A 17,222-nucleotide genomic window follows, 5' to 3' on the forward strand; every position below is an offset into this window, starting at 1 on the left:
TTCTACAAAGCGTGGTGTAATCTGGAGCTATCCAATTTAATCCGCAAAGTTTAATCAGACTTTGCACAAAGCCAGTAACCATACGTAAAGATAGACGGAATAAGGATTTAATCATTAAGCAGCATTGGATGGCTGCGTCGGAGTAGGTTTGATTTCGCCCTTGTTTGCCTTTTGATGGCGCATACCATTGCGTAGCAGGATCAAACCAAATGGCAATATTTCCGCGACTCATGAGTGCTCGGTTATATGCGGGCCAATTGGTTGTGCGGTAGATTTTGTGTGTAGGCTTCTTCATTTGAAAATTATATCGCTGAAAAAGCCTTTACAGATAGGTTTGTGCAACAAAGCCGTTAATCTTTAAAAGAACTCCTTTAAAGAATTCCCCATTCAACATAGCCACACACCCTAAAATTTTATACAATAGCGCATCCTTTTCCATGGTGCTGCTTTATGACCGCTTGGACTGCTCATGTCACTGTCGCAACTATCGTTGAAAAAGACGGAAAATTCTTGTTTGTAGAAGAACATACAGAAGGTGTGACACACACGGTATTTAATCAGCCAGCAGGTCATGTGGAATGCGGTGAAACCATTATCGAAGCCGCAATTCGTGAAACCATGGAAGAGACCGGACATACGGTTGAAGTAACTCATCTTTTAGGGATATATACTTATACCCCACCGATGTTCCCGGATCGTACATATTTTCGTTTCTGCTTTTTAGCCAAATCCATTGACTATGACCCAAATGCCACTTTAGATACAGATATTGTCGGCGCAGTCTGGATGACGCTCGATGAACTGATTGGATCTGCTCGCGCGCGTAGTCCATTGGTGATTAAAGCCGTGCAAGATGCGCTTTCAGGTCAAAAATATCCTTTATCTCTCATTTACGAGCACCAGAATTCTCCCTTACTTTCAAATTTGGATGCCTAATCCTATGCAACAACGTGTCATCGTCGGTATGTCAGGTGGTGTAGATTCATCTGTTTCTGCCGCCCTTTTACTTCAACAAGGTTATCAGGTTGAAGGTCTTTTCATGAAAAACTGGGAAGAAGATGACGGCACAGAATATTGCACGGCGATGGATGACCTTGCCGATGCTCAGGCCGTTTGCGACAAAATCGGCATTAAACTGCATACCGCAAACTTTGCCATGGAATATTGGGATCGTGTATTCGAGCATTTCCTGGCGGAATATGCGGCTGGCCGTACGCCAAACCCAGACATTTTATGTAATAAAGAAATTAAATTCCGTGCCTTCTTAGATCACGCGATTAACTTGGGTGCAGACTTTATTGCCACAGGCCATTACTGCCGTCGTGGTGAAACCATGACCAACTCACGTGGTGAAGAATATGCACCTTTATTGCGTGGTGTGGACAATAACAAAGACCAGACTTATTTCCTGCATGCTGTCCATGGTCGTGAAATTAATAAGACCCTGTTCCCTGTTGGTGAAATTGAAAAGCCACAAGTCCGTAAAATTGCAGAAGAATTAGATCTGGTTACTGCCAAGAAAAAAGACTCGACCGGGATCTGTTTCATTGGTGAACGTCGTTTTAATGACTTCTTGAAGCAATATTTACCCGCTCAACCCGGAAAAATCGTGCTGGAAGACGGTAAAGAGGTTGGTGATCATCACGGCTTAATGTACTATACGCTCGGTCAACGCGGTGGTATTGGTATTGGCGGTATGAAGGGCGTTGCTGAAGGTGCCTGGTTCGTATTGCATAAAGATATCGAAGGCAATCGTCTGGTGGTCGGTCAAGGCCATGAACACCCACTCATGCAAAGTACTACACTTTGGAGTGAAGCGATTGACTGGGTCGCAGGTGAGCAGGATATTCCTGAAACAGGCTTCCGCTGTACGGCCAAAACCCGTTACCGTCAGACTGATCAAGCATGTACTGTGTATCAAGATTCAGAATCACCGAATGGTGTTCGTGTTGAGTTTGATGAACCTCAACGTGCAGTGACCCCGGGTCAAAGCGTGGTGTTCTATTCAGGTGAAGTTTGTTTAGGGGGTGGTGTGATTCATCATACCAATGCACCTAAACCTGATTTTATAAAAGGATGAATTCGGCATGACGGAGTTACCATTTCAACCAGCCACAACGTTGAATACTCGTCAAAATCGTGCTTTGGCATTAGCGGGTGTGTTTCAGGCCACCCAGCTGACCCATATGACAGCATTGACAGGTCAGCAAAGCATTGGTGAAAGTGGTAACTTTTATTTTGAACAGTTGATTAGAGCCAGTCTTAATATCCGTCCCGGCAGTAATCAAAATGCCCAGACCCTAGACTTTTTTAATCAACTGGCTGATATTTCCTTAGGTTTAAAAACATTAGAAAGCAGCATTATTCAACCCTTCAATACTTCTCCAAAATCCAGAATTCCAAAACTTTCCAGCACCAAACTTCCCATGAGCTATGCAATGGCACTTCTTCAGTTAGAAAAGAAGGTCTATAGCAATCCCAAATTTGTTGAAATTATTGAACAGTCCCAACAGAAAATTCTCAGACAGCTTTCTTTCTTTGATAATAATTACCTGCACCCCAGCATCATTGCCAATCTCGCTCAAACCTATGTCGATACGGCCGGACAGATTAATCCGCGCATTATGGTACGTGGTAATGCTGAAGCCTTTAAAGATGCCGGACACACCAACCGTATTCGTGCGTCCTTATTTACCGGTTTGCAAATGGCGCACTTGTGGCGTCAGCTCGGTGGCAGCTCTTGGGGCATGGTATTTGGCAAGCGCAAGTTGCTACAAGATATTCAGAATCTAGCGCGTTTACAGTTTCAGGTGGTTTAACTGATGCTGCACGTGTTTCGTTTTACGTTTAATTCCAAAATCTAAGGAATCGATATGAACGCTTTAACTGCACTTTCTCCATTAGATGGACGTTACGCGAGCAAATGTGATGCTCTACGTCCTTTTCTTTCTGAGTTTGGTTTAATCCATGCTCGTGTGACTGTTGAAGTGCGTTGGTTACAAGCGCTTGCAAACCACCCGGAAATTACTGAAGTACCGGCGTTTTCAGGCGAAACTAATGCAGCGCTTGATGCGATTGTGAGCGATTTTTCTGAAGATGATGCCAATCGCATCAAAGAGATCGAACGCACCACTAACCACGACGTTAAAGCGGTTGAGTATTTCCTGAAAGAAAAAATCGCTGGTATCGAAGAACTTAAAAATGCCGGTGAATTCATTCACTTTGCATGTACGTCTGAAGATATTAACAACCTGTCACATGCCTTGATGCTGAAAAGCGGTCGTGATGTACTGGTTGCATCTATGCAGCAAATCATCGATTCAATCGTTGCGCTTTCTGAAAAGCATGCAGACCAGCCAATGTTGTCTCGTACTCATGGTCAAACTGCAAGCCCGACAACTTTGGGTAAAGAAATGGCGAACGTGGCTTACCGCCTCGCACGCCAAATCAAACAGTTCAAAAATGTTGAGCTACTGGGCAAAATCAATGGTGCAGTAGGTAACTACAATGCGCACTACTCTGCTTACCCAGACATCAACTGGCCTGCGCACTCACAAGCATTTGTAGAGTCTTTGGGTCTAGACTTCAACCCGTACACCACTCAAATCGAGCCACATGACTATATGGCTGAACTGTTTGATGCGCTACGTCGTTTCAACACTATTCTGATCGATTTTAACCGTGACATTTGGGGCTATATCTCTCTTGGTTTCTTCAAGCAAAAACTAAAAGAAGGCGAAGTTGGTTCTTCAACCATGCCACACAAAGTTAACCCAATTGACTTTGAAAACTCTGAAGGTAACTTGGGTATTGCCAATGCTGTACTTGCACACCTTGGCGAAAAACTGCCTATTTCTCGCTGGCAGCGTGACCTGACTGACTCTACGGTGCTTCGTAACATGGGTGTTGGTTTTGCGCAAAGCTTAATTGCTTTTGAAGCTTGCTCTAAAGGTATTGGTAAACTGGAATTGAATGCTGCGCGTATCAATGAAGATTTGGATAATGCCCAAGAAGTATTGGCTGAACCAATTCAAACTGTAATGCGTCGTTACAACGTTGAAAAACCATACGAAAAACTAAAAGCCCTGACTCGTGGTCAAGCCATGACTCGCGACATGATGGTAGATTTCGTAAACGGTAACGAGTTAGAAGCTGTTCCTGCTGCTGACCGTGCGCGTTTAGCGGAAATGACACCTGCATCATATACAGGTAATGCTGCTGATCAAGCTAAACAGGTAGCTGAGCTGATTGCAAAAATCTAATTTGCAATAAGACGAAAAGGCGAAGCTCAGGCTTCGCCTTTTTATTTATAATGTATTTTATTTTAAAAAAGATATTTCATAATAACGACATGATTGAACATCGACTTTCTGCCAAACATTACGCGAGCCTGGGCATTTTAATTCTGGCGAGTTTGCTTGCCAGTATTCGTCCTTTAGAACTGGAAGCTTATCTCTTGCATCAAGCAGGCACAGTTTTCATGATCATCATGCTGCTCATCTGCCTGTATAAAATCGGGCTGAATTTTTTAAGTTTTAATTTATATATTCTTTTTCTGATTGTTCATGTGATTGCTGCGCACTATCTGTATTCTTATGTGCCCTATAACCAGTGGATCGAACAGATTTTTGGCTTTAATCTGAATGAAGCCATGCACTGGTCACGCAATATGTTCGACCGATTTGTCCATCTGACCTATGGATTATTACTTTATCCAGTTTTCCATCGCCTGTTTCAGATCTGGTTGCCGCAGCAAAAACCCGTGGTCATTTTCCTACTGGTGATTCAGTTTGTGGTGGCCAGCAGCATGCTCTATGAATGGCTGGAATGGCTGATTGCCATTGGTTTATCTCCTGAGGAAGCGGAAAACTATAATGGACAACAAGGTGATATGTGGGATGCACACAAAGACATCTTGCTTGCTACGATTGGCGCGGCGATAACAGGCGGGCTGCAATTGATACCGAAAAATCAAAAAAGCTCATCGAAGTGAGCTTTTAAAATCACAATCTAATAGCTGAATTAAAGTTTTGGATCACGCATTTAATTACATTCATATTTTTCAATTATGAATGTGGGCAATATCGCATCCAATCATCTTTCATTTTTTGCAGTTCATTCCCCGTCAACATCTCACTGTAATAAATGAAATAGGTTGCATCAGGATATTGAATCTCATGACGGAACATCATGCCACGCAGTGACACAAATAACTCCTCAGGAAAATCATCCTCTAAATAAAGTTCTTCAAATTCATAATTAAAATAACAATTTTGCGTCGCAAGAAATGCTTCAGCTATAGCCATGTTTCTGCTCTAACAATGAAATATGCTTTATATTATCTGATTAGTTTCAATGATGGTTTACATTTCATTCGGTTCAATCCATTGAACAAACTTAGATTCTGACAAATGTGGATATTTGAACTTATCTAGATATTCAAAACAGGCCTTTTGGCCTTGAGGAATTTTATCCAGATGCTTATCGAAAAATAAATGCCGACTATATTGAGCGCCATCAAAGCGAATACTCACACGTTCAAATTCATTACCACCTCGAACTTTATGCATCTGATAAAACTGCACAACACCACATTCCTTCGATGGAATAACAGGTGGATCAGTGGGCTTTTGAAAGCTATACAGCAGAAAGATACAAACACCGGGTAGAAAACTTAGCCAAAACAAAATCTTCTTAGAATTATCCTGAGTTAATTTTGCTTCAGAATAAAGCATACATAACATCGGAATAAATACGATACTAAAAAACCCAAGCAACAAAATAAACGTGAGCATATGAGCCTAGACTCAATCAGAGTACTCCACTTATATCATAACAATATGATTTCAAAAAATAAAAAAGCCCACCGAAGTGAGCTTTGAAATTCATTCAAGATCAACTGAATTAAAGTTTTGGATCACGCATTTGCACCAGATTTGCATTGGCTTTGCTTAAGCTTTCTATGACTTTATTCATGACAGTGGGTACCAGTGAATCAGCAATTTGCGCTGCTTGTAGGCCCAGCTTTTCACCCAAAGTTGGTTTCTTGCGGGTCTGGATGGAATAGATATCATGCTGGGTTAATAAGTTGAGCAGGTATTCATCTGAGGTTTGCAGTTTATCCACCAGATTCAGATCCAGCGCATCCCGGCCATACCAATGCTCACCAGTGGCCACTTTTTCAATATTCAGCTGCGGGCGATACTTTTCAACGAAATGTTTGAATAAAGCATGGGTTTGCTGTAGTTCTTCTTCAAACTTAGCCTTACCCTCTTCGGTATTTTCACCAAACATAGTCACGGTACGTTTGTACTGTCCAGCGGTATAGAGTTCAAAGTCGATTTTATTGTCTTTCAGCAGACGGTTAAAATTGGGTACTTGAGCAACTACACCAATTGAACCAACAATCGCGAATGGTGCAGAAATAATTTCATTGGCGATACACGCCATCATATAACCGCCACTAGCCGCCACTTTATCGACACAGATGGTCAAATGAAAACCTGCCTCACGTAACCGCACCAGTTGAGCTGCTGCAAGTCCATAACCATGTACCATGCCCCCCGGACTTTCCAGACGCACTACAACGCGGTCACGACCTGCTTTGGCTGTGGCCAGAATCAAGGTGATTTCTTCACGTAAGCCTTCTACCGCAGAAGCCGCCATATCACCTTTAAAATCGAGCACATAGATTTTTTGATTGGTTTTCTTACGTGCACGCGCTTCTTTTGACAGTTGTTGCGATAACTGTAAAAGTTCCAGTTTAGACCCAGTAGTTTGCGCTATTTTTTTTCGTTGTTCATTGATGCGCGCATTGAGATGACTAATACGGATTTCAGCGGACAGTTTCGGAGTATGAAATAACATAAAAAATCTATTCTCTATTTAATTCGGATTTATCCCTTTAGATTAGGTCAATTTCGGTTTTTTTCAACTTTATTTCGAGAATTATTACGATTATCACCATCTATTTCACCTATAAAAAAAGAGCCTTGCGGCTCTTTTTTTATATATCGGATTAACCAAAACGCCCGGTAATATAGGCTTCAGTCAACTGATGATCTGGCTGGGTAAAGACTTTCTCGGTCGAGTTGACTTCAATCAGATCACCCAAATGGAAATAAGCAGTACGATCCGATACACGTGCTGCCTGTTGCATGGAGTGAGTTACAATCGCAATCGTGTATTGGGTAGAAAGCTCAGAAATCAGCTCTTCTACTTTAGCGGTTGCAATGGGATCAAGTGCTGAACATGGTTCATCCATCAGGATCACTTCCGGGCTGACTGCAATGGTACGCGCGATACACAGACGTTGCTGCTGACCACCCGATAAACCTGTTCCCGGCTGGTTTAAACGATCTTTCACTTCTTCCCACAAACCAGCTTTACGCAAACTGCCTTCTACAATTTCTTCAAGATCGTACTTGTCACGCGCCAAACCATGCAGTTTTGGACCATAGGAGACATTATCGAAGATTGATTTCGGGAATGGGTTCGGCTTCTGGAAAACCATACCAACCTGTGCACGTAGCAAGACCACATCTAGGTTTGGATCATAGATATCCTGATTGTCCAGCATGACTTTACCGGTCACACGGCAGCTATCAATGGTATCGTTCATGCGGTTTAAGGTACGCAGAAAGGTCGATTTACCACAGCCTGATGGCCCAATAAAAGCAATCACTTCATTTTCATAAATGTTCAGGTCAATGCCTTTAATCGCTTCCGCTTCACCATAGTACACATGCACATCAGAAGTACTAAGTTTCACATTCGTCGACTTCGCATCTTTTTTGCTGCTGCTTTGCGTATCGAACTGGGAAACAAACGGAGTTGCCGGCTTTTGAGTCGCCTCATCCGAGGTGAATTGTGTCTGTTGTGGATTCACGATTTGATCCTTTTTTAAGGAATTTTGAATAACAGTTGTGTTCATGATTCTGCCCCTATTACCAACGGACTTCAAATTTCTTACGTAACCAGATGGCCAGACTGTTCAAGCTGATCATCATGGCCAGAAGTACAATAATTGCTGCTGCGGTACGCCCTTCAAAGAAGTTACGTAATTCATTGCCTTGCCATAAGAAAATCTGCACCGGTAAAGCCGTTGACTGATCAAATGGTGTGGCTGGAACGCTAGCAACAAAAGCACTCATCCCGATTAATAACAATGGTGCAGTTTCACCCAAAGCCTGTGCGACCCCAATGATTGCGCCCGTCAAAATACCCGGCAAAGCCAAAGGCAAGACGTGATGAAATACTGTCTGGATGCGGGAAGCACCGAGGCCCAAAGCTGCCTGACGAATCGAAGGTGGAACCGCTTTAAGTGATGCGCGTGTGGTGATGATCACCGTTGGTAAGGTCATCAGACTCAGTACCAGACCACCCACCAATGGGGCTGACAGTGGCAAATGCATCCAGCCAATGAAGATCGCTGCACCCAATAGACCGAAGACAATCGATGGTACGGCTGCCAGGTTGTTGATATTGACTTCGACCACATCGGTAATCCAGTTTTTCGGAGCAAATTCTTCCAGGTAGATCGCGGAGGCCACCCCGATTGGAATCGAGATAAAGATCACAATCATCATCATGAACAGCGAGCCCATGAAGGCACCTGCCAAGCCAGAAGTTGCTGGTGAGCTGCGCGAGTCAGGACTGGTGAAAATATTGGTATTGAAACTGTTTTCAATCACACCAGAGGCTTTCATCTCGTCCGCCACTTGGCGTACTTCAGGACTGAGCTGCTGCTGTTCATCTGGAAGATCACGGTCAATATTTCCCGCTAGCCAGACATCGACATTGGCATCCGCCAGAATTTTCACTTCCTTGCTTTGACCGACCAGACTTGGATCATTCATGACCATGTCTCGCAAGCGGTACGCCTCAGAACTGGTATATAAAGAACCCAGTTCATCACGCTGGCTTTCCAGCTTGCTGTCTTTGGCGATCATGCCGTTGATAATCAACGCATCCCAATCCACCATTCCGACTTCGGTCTGCCACGCGATAAAGCGATCTTCAAACTGTGCTGGAGATTCTCCTGCTGCTGGCTTCGGTTTTGGACCAATATCCACAATGGCTGGATCGAAATGAATCGGCAAACTCATGCTGCTTTGCCAGAATGCAGGCAAACCTTTGGATAAAATACTCCCGAACAGCAATACCACAAAGAACAGACCTGCCAGTACCGCAGAGAAACCAAATAAACGGAAGGTTTTTTCTTTACGATGACGTCGTGCCAAAGAGCTTTGAATGGTCTTCTTACGCTTTTTACGCAGCTCGGCGGCGATGGATGGATCAATACGCTGATCCACAGGCGTTGTATTTGAAGTACTCATTAGTCGTATTGCTCACGATATTTACGCACGATGATCAGTGCAACAATGTTCAAACCTAAGGTAATGACGAATAGCGTCAATCCTAGTGCAAAAGCCACCAATGCTTGCGGACTAGCAAAATCAGTATCGCCAGTTAACTGATTCACGATGGTAATCGTGACCGTAGATACGGCTTCAAGCGGATTGGCATGCAACTGCGGGCTGTTCCCGGCTGCAAGAACCACGATCATGGTTTCACCAATTGCACGCGACGCAGCCAAGAGGAATGCACCGATAATACCCGGCAAGGCTGCCGGTAAAACCACCTGACGGATCGTTTCAGATTTAGTCGCACCCAATCCCAAAGAACCATCACGTAAGGCACGCGGCACCTGAGTAATGATGTCATCTGACAGAGAAGATACGAACGGAATAATCATGATGCCCATGACCAGACCGGCGGTCAGCGCGCTGGTGGCATTAATTTCGAGTCCGACCAGAGCACCCATACTTTTAAGGAATGGACCGATGATCATCAAGGCAAAAACACCATAGACAATCGTAGGAATACCCGCCAGCACTTCAATCGTGGGTTTTGCCCAAGAGCGGAACCGCGGTGAAGCGTATTCTGCCAGATAGATCGCAATCATCAGGCCAACCGGAACTGCAACTAAGAGTGCGATCCCGCTGACCATGAGCGTGCCCCATAACAGTGGCAATAAACCATAACTGCCTTCAGCACTGCCAGAGGTGCTAAACCCCGGGTTCCATTGGGTACCAAAGAAGAAATCCAGTGGGCTGACGAAGCTGAAGAAGCGCATCGCCTCGCCAAACATCGACATCACAATCCCGAGGGTGGTCAGAATCGCCACACCAGAACACAATGCCAGGCCGATATTAATCATTTTTTCGACTTGGTTACGCGCACGGAATCCCTGGCTAATATGTTTCTTGGCCCAGACCAGACCGGCCAGTGCAGCCGAAATCACGACTGCCAATTTGGCAAAGGTACCAATGGTCGAGAATTTAGCCAACTGCTCCGCGGCTGCAACTTCATAGGCTGCCGGTGTATCACTAACCCCGAAACCTGAGGCAAGTGCCTGAACGCGATCAATCACAACGCTCAAACTTGCCGGATCCAGACTAGCCGAAACATTTTCTGGCAAATGGTTGAGTACCACCTGTTCCAGAAAAGTGGGTTCCACCATATTCCAAACAATCAAAATTAAAAACGCAGGGATACCACACCATAGTGCAACCAGGGCACCATAATATCCGGGACGCGAGTGTAAGTTTGCAGAATTGCTTCCCTTACCTGCTAAGCTACGGCTTTTACTTAATCCGATTTGATAGGCTATGGCCATGATGGCCAATAACACACCTATAAGTAGCAGATTCATGTATTCTCCACTGTTTTTCCAATTTTCATGGTTTGAAAAAACTTGTTTATCGCAAAAAGCCGATGGTAGGTTGACCCTACCACCAGCGTTTTCAAAATCATTTATTACTTCACTACAACCGCTTTACCAGCCTTGAAATTTGCCAGGACTGCCGCACGTTCTTTATCAGACATTGAAATCAGACCTGCTTTTTCCAGCTTAGAGCCTTTGCCAGATACTTTCTTGTTCAGGAAGTATTCTGTGAACTGCGGTAAGCCTTTGATCGATTTCAAGTGCTCGCCTTTTACGTAGAAGAACAATGGGCGTGATACCGGATAAGCACCATTCAAGATGGTCTTTTCAGAAGGCGCTACATTGTTCACCGTAGCAACACGTAGACGGTCACGGTTCTGGTCATAGAAACCTAGGCCAAACACACCTACCGCACTTGGAGAAGTTTTTAAACGTGCCAATGTTTCGGTATAGTCACCGGCAATCTCAACCACACGGCCATCTTTACGGAATGTTGTACAAGCTTTTTTCTTAGCATCTTTGTCTAGAGACTTAATTGCAGCATACGTTTCACAACCTGCATCCACCATTTTCTCCTGGAAGACTTCGCGCGTACCATGATTCGACGCAGGAATTACCAGGGTGATAGGTTCATTCGGAAGTGCTTTGTCAATTTGGTTCCAACGCGTGTACGGGTTAGCGACCATTTTTCCATTTGATGGAAGTTGTGCAGCAAGTGCAGCGAAGACATGTTGTGGACGCAGTTTATAAGCCGCTTTGTTTGCATTCGATGCAAACACAATACCGTCATAACCAATTTTGATTTCTAGGACTTGGTTAACGCCATTCTTTTTACATTCTGCCAGCTCTGTACTCTTGATTTGACGAGAAGAGTTTGCGATATCAATCGTGTTATCACCCACGCCATTACAGAACTGCTTTAAACCACCTGAAGAACCGCCAGAACCGACAACTGGTGTTTTAAACTGTGGAAAAGTATTACCGAATTCTTCTGCCACGATACTAGCATATGGAAGTACAGTTGAAGAACCTGCAATTTGAATGGTGTCACGTGCTGCGTGTGCAGTCGTTACAGCAGTTGCCCCGGTTACTGCTAATGCTAAAGCTATATTTGTAAAGCGCATTCTAGTATCTCTCTCATTTATGCAAATTTGGAGTACACCACTTTTTATTCAGTTTTGTACTTCTTTCGATACCTGCATTTTGATTTTAGAATATGACAGATAAGTTACAGCTTTATTACGATTTAGTGATTTTTAATCTAGCGGCTTTTTCTTGATTAAATTTTTATGGATTTCAATGATTAAGTTCTTTATGTCATTCACTTCAATAAAAAATTTTAGACCAATGACATGTAACAATTTTTATAAACCTGAACTCAGGATAAATCCTGCTCCCCAGTTTTACATAAGCCTATGACAAATAAATAACAGGCCAAACGGGATTCAGACCTTCCGTGTTTTTGTGAGGAATTTCGATCTGGGAAAGGACCTTTTTTTATTTTTAAGCGCACAAAAAAGGAGATCATTTCGATCTCCTTTTTTTCACACCACCATCACTTATGCAATGGGTGGCGTATAAGTACCGTCAGCGATTGAATCTTTGATACGATCCGCTTCTGCAAGCACTAATGCCAGCAAGTTCTTCACGTTATCAAGCGTTGCAACCGGGCTTAAAGTAGTCATTTTCAGAGACTGAACCTGACCGACTTTCGTCACACCAATGTTCGCTTCACCACGCGCAAACAGTTCGTCTGCTACGTTTTGATTGAGCGTATCGAGTAATTCAACCGGATAGCCCGCTGGAACCACACGGAACAAGACAGACGCGAATTGAGGCTCAAGCAGAAGCTCCAGACCATCAGTCGCTTTAATGTAGTCTGCCACATCACGGGTTAATTTCACGCCATGATCGATCATCGAACCATAAAGCTCTTCGCCCAGTGCTTCAACTGTCATCCACAATTTCAATGCATCAAAACGACGCGTCGTTTGTAGTGACTTCGATACCAGGTTAGGAACGCCATGCTCTTCATCATAAGCGGAGTTCAGATACTCTGCTTCATAATGCATGAAACGGTAATTCGCTTCATCTTTCAGCAGGAACGCGCCACAAGAAATGGTTTGGAAATAATGCTTATGGAAATCAAGCGTGATCGAATCCGACAGCTCAATCCCGTCCAGCATAGAACGATAGTCATTGGATAGAATCAGTGCACCACCCCATGCCGCATCGATGTGCATCCACGCGCCATATTTATTGGTGATTTCACGAATTGCTTTCAATGGATCAATCGCACCAGCATCCGTTGTACCCGCTGTTGCCACCACACATGCCACGATCTTGCCTTCAGACTGAAGATGCGCCATGGTTTTTTCCAGTGCATCTACGTCCATCTGTGCATTTTCATTCACAGGAACAGTGACCACTGACTGGAAGCCCATGCCCATCATCGCCATGTTCTTTTGCACAGAGAAATGTGCATTTTCAGAACAGATGACTTTGACATTACGCATCGCATCCGCAGGAATACCATCGCGCTGAACCGACCACGGATTACCATTTTCGTCTTTCCAGTTTTTCGCGATGCAAGCATCACGCGCAAGCAATACGCCCATCAAGTTAGACTGCGTACCACCAGAAGTGAACACACCGGCCTGACCCGCACCATAGCCGACTTTTTGACGTAACCAGTCAATCAGCTGAACTTCCATCAACGAACCGGCCGGGCTTTGATCCCATGAGTCCATTGACTGGTTGGTTGCATTAATCAGCACTTCCGCGATCTGGCTAGTCACCATCGTTGGACAGTGAAGATGCGCAAGTGAATGCGGATGATGCACTTTTAAGCTCTTGTTAAGGAATAGCTCAACCATACGCTCAAGAGATTTTTCTACACCCAAACCTTCTTTTGAAGGATGAAATGCAATTGCACTGCGCAGCTCTTTAATACTGCCGCCCGTGTACATTTTGTCGTTTTGCAACCATGCCGCAACCGCTTTGGTCGCTTGGTCCATGCCAGCCTGATAGTCAGCAATGGATGCAGCATCATTGCAGAGTAACGCTTTACGATGTTCTGCGAAATCTACCATGAATTATGCGCCTCGAACTGCAACTAGTGCTTCAGCAACCGATTTTTTGAAACGAGCAATCACTTCAACACATTCGTCTTGAGTAATAATCAACGGACAAAGTAAACGAATCACTGTACCGTTACGACCACCTTTCTCAAGCAATAATTTATTGTTGAAACAAGCGGTTTGGATCGCTGCAGCCAATTGACCATCAGCAGGCAAAGAACCCATATGATCCGCATCTTTGCGCTCGTCTACGATTTCAACGCCGATCATCAGACCACGGCCACGCACGTTACCGATACATGGGAATTCAGCAGCCAGTTTTTTCAATTCAGCTTGCAGGAAATCACCACGCTCTTGTGCATTTTGCGCCAGGTTCTGTTCTTTAATGGTATTGATCGTTGCAAGACCTGTACCCATCGCCAATTGGTTACCACGGAAAGTACCGGTATGACCAGCAGGTTGCCAAGCATCAAACTTACGTTTAATACCCAGTACGGCAAGCGGCAAGCTACCACCTACGGCTTTAGACATCACTACAACATCAGGTTCAATCCCTGCGTGTTCGAATGCAAACATTTTGCCTGAACGTGCAAAACCAGCCTGAACTTCATCAAGAATCAATACGATGTTGTGTTTTTCAGTCACTTCCCGGATTTTTTGCAACCATTTTACTGGCGCCGTTACCACACCGCCTTCACCTTGAATCGCTTCAAGAATTACAGCTGCAGGTTTGGTCACACCACTTTCTACATCTTCAATGAAGTTTTCAAAGTAGTAAGTCAGGGCATCAACACCGGCTTCACCACCAAGACCCAATGGGCAACGGTATTCATGCGGGTATGGCATGAACTGTACACCCGGCATCAAGCCGTTCACTGCATTTTTCGCAGACAGGTTACCTGTCATTGCCAATGCACCGTGAGTCATACCGTGATAACCGCCAGAGAAGCTGATCACTGAGCTACGACCGGTAAAGGTTTTCGCCAGTTTAATCGCGGCTTCAGTTGCATCTGCACCAGATGGACCACAGAACTGCAAGCAGTATTCTTCCTGGCCACCTGGAAGATAAGAAAGAAGTGCTTCAGTAAAAGCATCTTTTAAAGGAGTAGTAAGATCCAGGGTATGCAATGGTAAACCACTTGCAATCGTATCCTGGATACTTTGAATGACTGCAGGATGATTATGGCCTAAAGCCAACGTCCCTGCCCCAGCTAAACAATCAAGGTACTCAGTACCTTCAACATCGGTAACCCAGCAACCTTGTGCTTTCGCTATCGCTAACGGTAATTTACGTGGATAACTACGCACATTCGATTCCATCTGACTTTGGCGAGTCAAGTAGTATTCGTTTGTGGAATTGGTGGCAGGGTTTACAGAAGTAACGCTCATATCGAATTACCATCTCTGATATGGGTGAAAGAAATAAGTCTGGTGACGTTTGGTCCTTTGACTCGGCGCTTTATAAAAGGTTCTAGCTAGCAGTTTTGTATTCGAATAACTAGGAGGCGGATGATACCGAATTTTTCAGGAAAATAAACAACTTTCAGTCACATTTTGTCCTAATCTTTATCGAAAAAAAACATCATGCTAATCCATCCCCTAAATCATCATCTTACAGTGTGACAGCAGAAAGAAAAGCGTGTTCTTTTATGGTTTTTTGTAGCGCAGGCGACATTCAGGTAATCAGTCTCAAAATTATTCATTAAGTATTTAATTATTAAAAATAAATATAAATTAAATAATGAGATAAAATTAAAGAAAATTTAACACTCTTACGACAAATATTTCGTAAAAAGATCACAATTGAGATTTAATATTTTAACAACGGCTTAGATGGCCAATTTTAAGAAAAACAGGACAATTTCATGCGTCTCTTAGCACTTACCAGTTTGATCCTTGCCAGCACCCTCGCCACAGGCGCATTTGCAGCTCCTGCTGAATCTCTGAATTATAATGTTGTTAATCTTTCAGCAGAGGCTAGCCGTGAAATCTCAAATGATGAAATGTATGCTGTGCTTTATATTGAAAAATCCAACAAACAGCCGGCTGAACTGGCCACTCAAATTAACCAGCTGATGAATCAGGCGATCGCCACAGCACGCAAATATCCTACTGTGAAAATCGAGACAGGTGCACAAAGCACTTATCCTATTTATGACAATGACAACCGTAAATTGAAAGAATGGCGTGGTCGTGCCCAAATTCGTCTGGAATCGAAAGATTTTAAAGCGACATCTCAACTGATTGCCGAATTACAACAGCACTTCCAGACCCAGTCGATTAACTTTAAAGTATCAGACGAAAAGCGTAAAAAAGTTGAAAGCGAGCTGATGATTGAAGCTACCAAAAACTTCCAGCAACGCGCACAGGCACTCACCCAGACCTGGAACAAACCGAGTTATCAACTGGTGAACTTAAACCTGAATACTAACAATTATTCACCACAGCCAGTACCGCGTATGGCCATGATGAAATCTGCATCGGCTGATATGGCGGTTCCTGAGCAGGAAGTTGCGGCGGGTGAATCGCAAATGACGGTCAGCGCGAATGGGGCGATTCAGTTTAAATAAGACTTCATTATATTATTCGCACTTTTAAGAACCACTCTTTTGAGTGGTTTTTTATCATGTGAATATTCTTTAAAAAGCGAGGCTACAAATTCATACAAACTCAGGTAGGAATTGAGGTTTGACCGGTTTAGAGTAACGGACATTTGTTCCAGTCCTCTCTGCTCATGTCCCTTGACCAACTGAATCTTTACCTGTTTCATATCTTAAATGTACCCGACCAAACCTCAATCTGGATGATCAACTATGCCTCCCTGATTGCGCATGATCTGGTGTATCTTTTTTTGCTGATTTTTGCTATTGCCTGGTTCCGTGGTAGTTACGAAGTAAAAACAGGGATTATAAAAGCCTTCATCTTTACAGCTATTACCTTATTGATGAGTGAAGTATTGTCTGCGATCCTTAATACCCCACGCCCGTTTGTGATAGATGTTGGTCGCACTCTGATTGAACATGCACCGACTGGTTCTTTTCCCAGCAACCATATGAGTATTTTTAGCGGGATTGCCTTCGCCTATTATTTTTCACCGCAGCGAGACTTGGGACGAATTCTAATCTGGACAGCTTGGCTGGTAGCGTGGTCGCGTGTTTATGTCGGTGTGCATTTTCCAATTGATATGCTGGGCGCATTCCTGATGGCAATAATAGTAAATTTAGCTGGCTTGCCGCTGTGGTGGAAATATGAGAATCAAATCATAAACTTTATTTTGGGTATTCATTATTGGTTATTTTCGCCTTTAATTCGAATGGGCTGGATTAGGGTCTGTTGACATTTACTGTTCATAATTAACCCTATAAAGGTAGCCATAAAAATATACAGGCTAAAGCAACAGAACTTTGATAATT

General features: G+C 43.8%; 17 protein-coding genes. 7 read left to right on the forward strand and 10 right to left on the reverse strand.

Features of this window, described 5'->3' with window-relative positions; all coding sequences use genetic code 11:
* Positions 1-295 (reverse strand): transposase (locus NI465_RS15405; protein ID WP_253145892.1); only part of this gene is annotated, 295 nt, incomplete at its 3' end.
* A gap of 155 nt (positions 296-450) precedes the next feature.
* On the opposite strand from NI465_RS15405, the gene NI465_RS15410 reads away from it, so the two are divergent.
* The 5 genes from NI465_RS15410 (at position 451) to NI465_RS15430 (ending at position 4,993) form a co-directional block, all read left to right on the forward strand.
* A complete protein-coding gene (locus tag NI465_RS15410; protein WP_180037873.1) occupies positions 451-936 on the forward strand; it encodes an NUDIX hydrolase in 486 nt (161 codons plus the stop codon).
* 4 nt (positions 937-940) lie between these two features.
* Positions 941-2,080, forward strand: coding sequence for a tRNA 2-thiouridine(34) synthase MnmA (gene mnmA, locus NI465_RS15415; protein WP_004646533.1), 1,140 nt, complete (start codon positions 941-943; stop codon positions 2,078-2,080).
* 7 nt (positions 2,081-2,087) lie between these two features.
* Positions 2,088-2,819, forward strand: coding sequence for a high frequency lysogenization protein HflD (hflD, locus tag NI465_RS15420; protein ID WP_005107369.1), 732 nt, complete (start codon positions 2,088-2,090; stop codon positions 2,817-2,819).
* A gap of 54 nt (positions 2,820-2,873) precedes the next feature.
* A complete protein-coding gene (gene purB, locus NI465_RS15425) occupies positions 2,874-4,262 on the forward strand; it encodes an adenylosuccinate lyase (protein ID WP_004646531.1) in 1,389 nt (462 codons plus the stop codon).
* 89 nt (positions 4,263-4,351) lie between these two features.
* On the forward strand, positions 4,352-4,993 hold the full coding sequence (locus tag NI465_RS15430; RefSeq protein ID WP_253145894.1) for a DUF2238 domain-containing protein: 642 nt from the start codon (positions 4,352-4,354) through the stop codon (positions 4,991-4,993).
* Between the two features lie 73 nt (positions 4,994-5,066).
* Here NI465_RS15430 and NI465_RS15435 read toward each other — a convergent pair whose 3' ends face one another.
* From NI465_RS15435 to NI465_RS15475, 9 genes are all read right to left on the reverse strand, one after another.
* Positions 5,067-5,306, reverse strand: coding sequence for a hypothetical protein (locus tag NI465_RS15435; protein ID WP_129717543.1), 240 nt, complete (start codon positions 5,304-5,306; stop codon positions 5,067-5,069).
* Between the two features lie 57 nt (positions 5,307-5,363).
* Positions 5,364-5,795, reverse strand: a complete 432-nt coding sequence (locus NI465_RS15440) for a hypothetical protein (RefSeq protein ID WP_129717545.1) — start codon at positions 5,793-5,795, stop codon at positions 5,364-5,366.
* Positions 5,796-5,904: 109 nt separating this feature from the next.
* Entirely contained in the window at positions 5,905-6,867 is a 963-nt protein-coding gene (gene sohB / locus NI465_RS15445; protein ID WP_004730096.1) for a protease SohB, read from the reverse strand.
* Positions 6,868-7,018: 151 nt separating this feature from the next.
* Entirely contained in the window at positions 7,019-7,933 is a 915-nt protein-coding gene (gene pstB, locus NI465_RS15450; RefSeq protein WP_004279716.1) for a phosphate ABC transporter ATP-binding protein PstB, read from the reverse strand.
* A 13-nt stretch (positions 7,934-7,946) separates the two neighbouring features.
* On the reverse strand, positions 7,947-9,338 hold the full coding sequence (pstA, locus tag NI465_RS15455) for a phosphate ABC transporter permease PstA (RefSeq protein WP_004646526.1): 1,392 nt from the start codon (positions 9,336-9,338) through the stop codon (positions 7,947-7,949).
* Positions 9,338-10,717, reverse strand: a complete 1,380-nt coding sequence (gene pstC, locus NI465_RS15460) for a phosphate ABC transporter permease subunit PstC (protein WP_253145896.1) — start codon at positions 10,715-10,717, stop codon at positions 9,338-9,340. The genes pstA and pstC overlap by 1 nt, the downstream gene beginning before the upstream one ends.
* 104 nt (positions 10,718-10,821) lie before the next feature.
* Positions 10,822-11,853, reverse strand: coding sequence for a substrate-binding domain-containing protein (locus NI465_RS15465; protein ID WP_004279710.1), 1,032 nt, complete (start codon positions 11,851-11,853; stop codon positions 10,822-10,824).
* Positions 11,854-12,288: 435 nt separating this feature from the next.
* On the reverse strand, positions 12,289-13,821 hold the full coding sequence (locus NI465_RS15470) for a pyridoxal phosphate-dependent decarboxylase family protein (RefSeq protein ID WP_005246814.1): 1,533 nt from the start codon (positions 13,819-13,821) through the stop codon (positions 12,289-12,291).
* A 3-nt stretch (positions 13,822-13,824) separates the two neighbouring features.
* Positions 13,825-15,198, reverse strand: a complete 1,374-nt coding sequence (locus NI465_RS15475; protein ID WP_005246815.1) for a diaminobutyrate--2-oxoglutarate transaminase — start codon at positions 15,196-15,198, stop codon at positions 13,825-13,827.
* A gap of 476 nt (positions 15,199-15,674) precedes the next feature.
* Here NI465_RS15475 and NI465_RS15480 point away from each other — a divergent pair, with 476 nt between their 5' ends.
* Together NI465_RS15480 and NI465_RS15485 are read left to right on the forward strand one after the other, a co-directional pair.
* Complete coding sequence (locus NI465_RS15480; protein WP_005262148.1) at positions 15,675-16,379, forward strand: SIMPL domain-containing protein; 705 nt, start codon at positions 15,675-15,677, stop codon at positions 16,377-16,379.
* A 164-nt stretch (positions 16,380-16,543) separates the two neighbouring features.
* On the forward strand, positions 16,544-17,146 hold the full coding sequence (locus NI465_RS15485; protein ID WP_253145898.1) for a phosphatase PAP2 family protein: 603 nt from the start codon (positions 16,544-16,546) through the stop codon (positions 17,144-17,146).
* Positions 17,147-17,222: the final 76 nt, after the last annotated feature.

The sequence above is a fragment of the Acinetobacter lwoffii genome, assembly GCF_024129855.1.
Taxonomy (GTDB): Bacteria; Pseudomonadota; Gammaproteobacteria; order Pseudomonadales; family Moraxellaceae; genus Acinetobacter; species Acinetobacter lwoffii_L.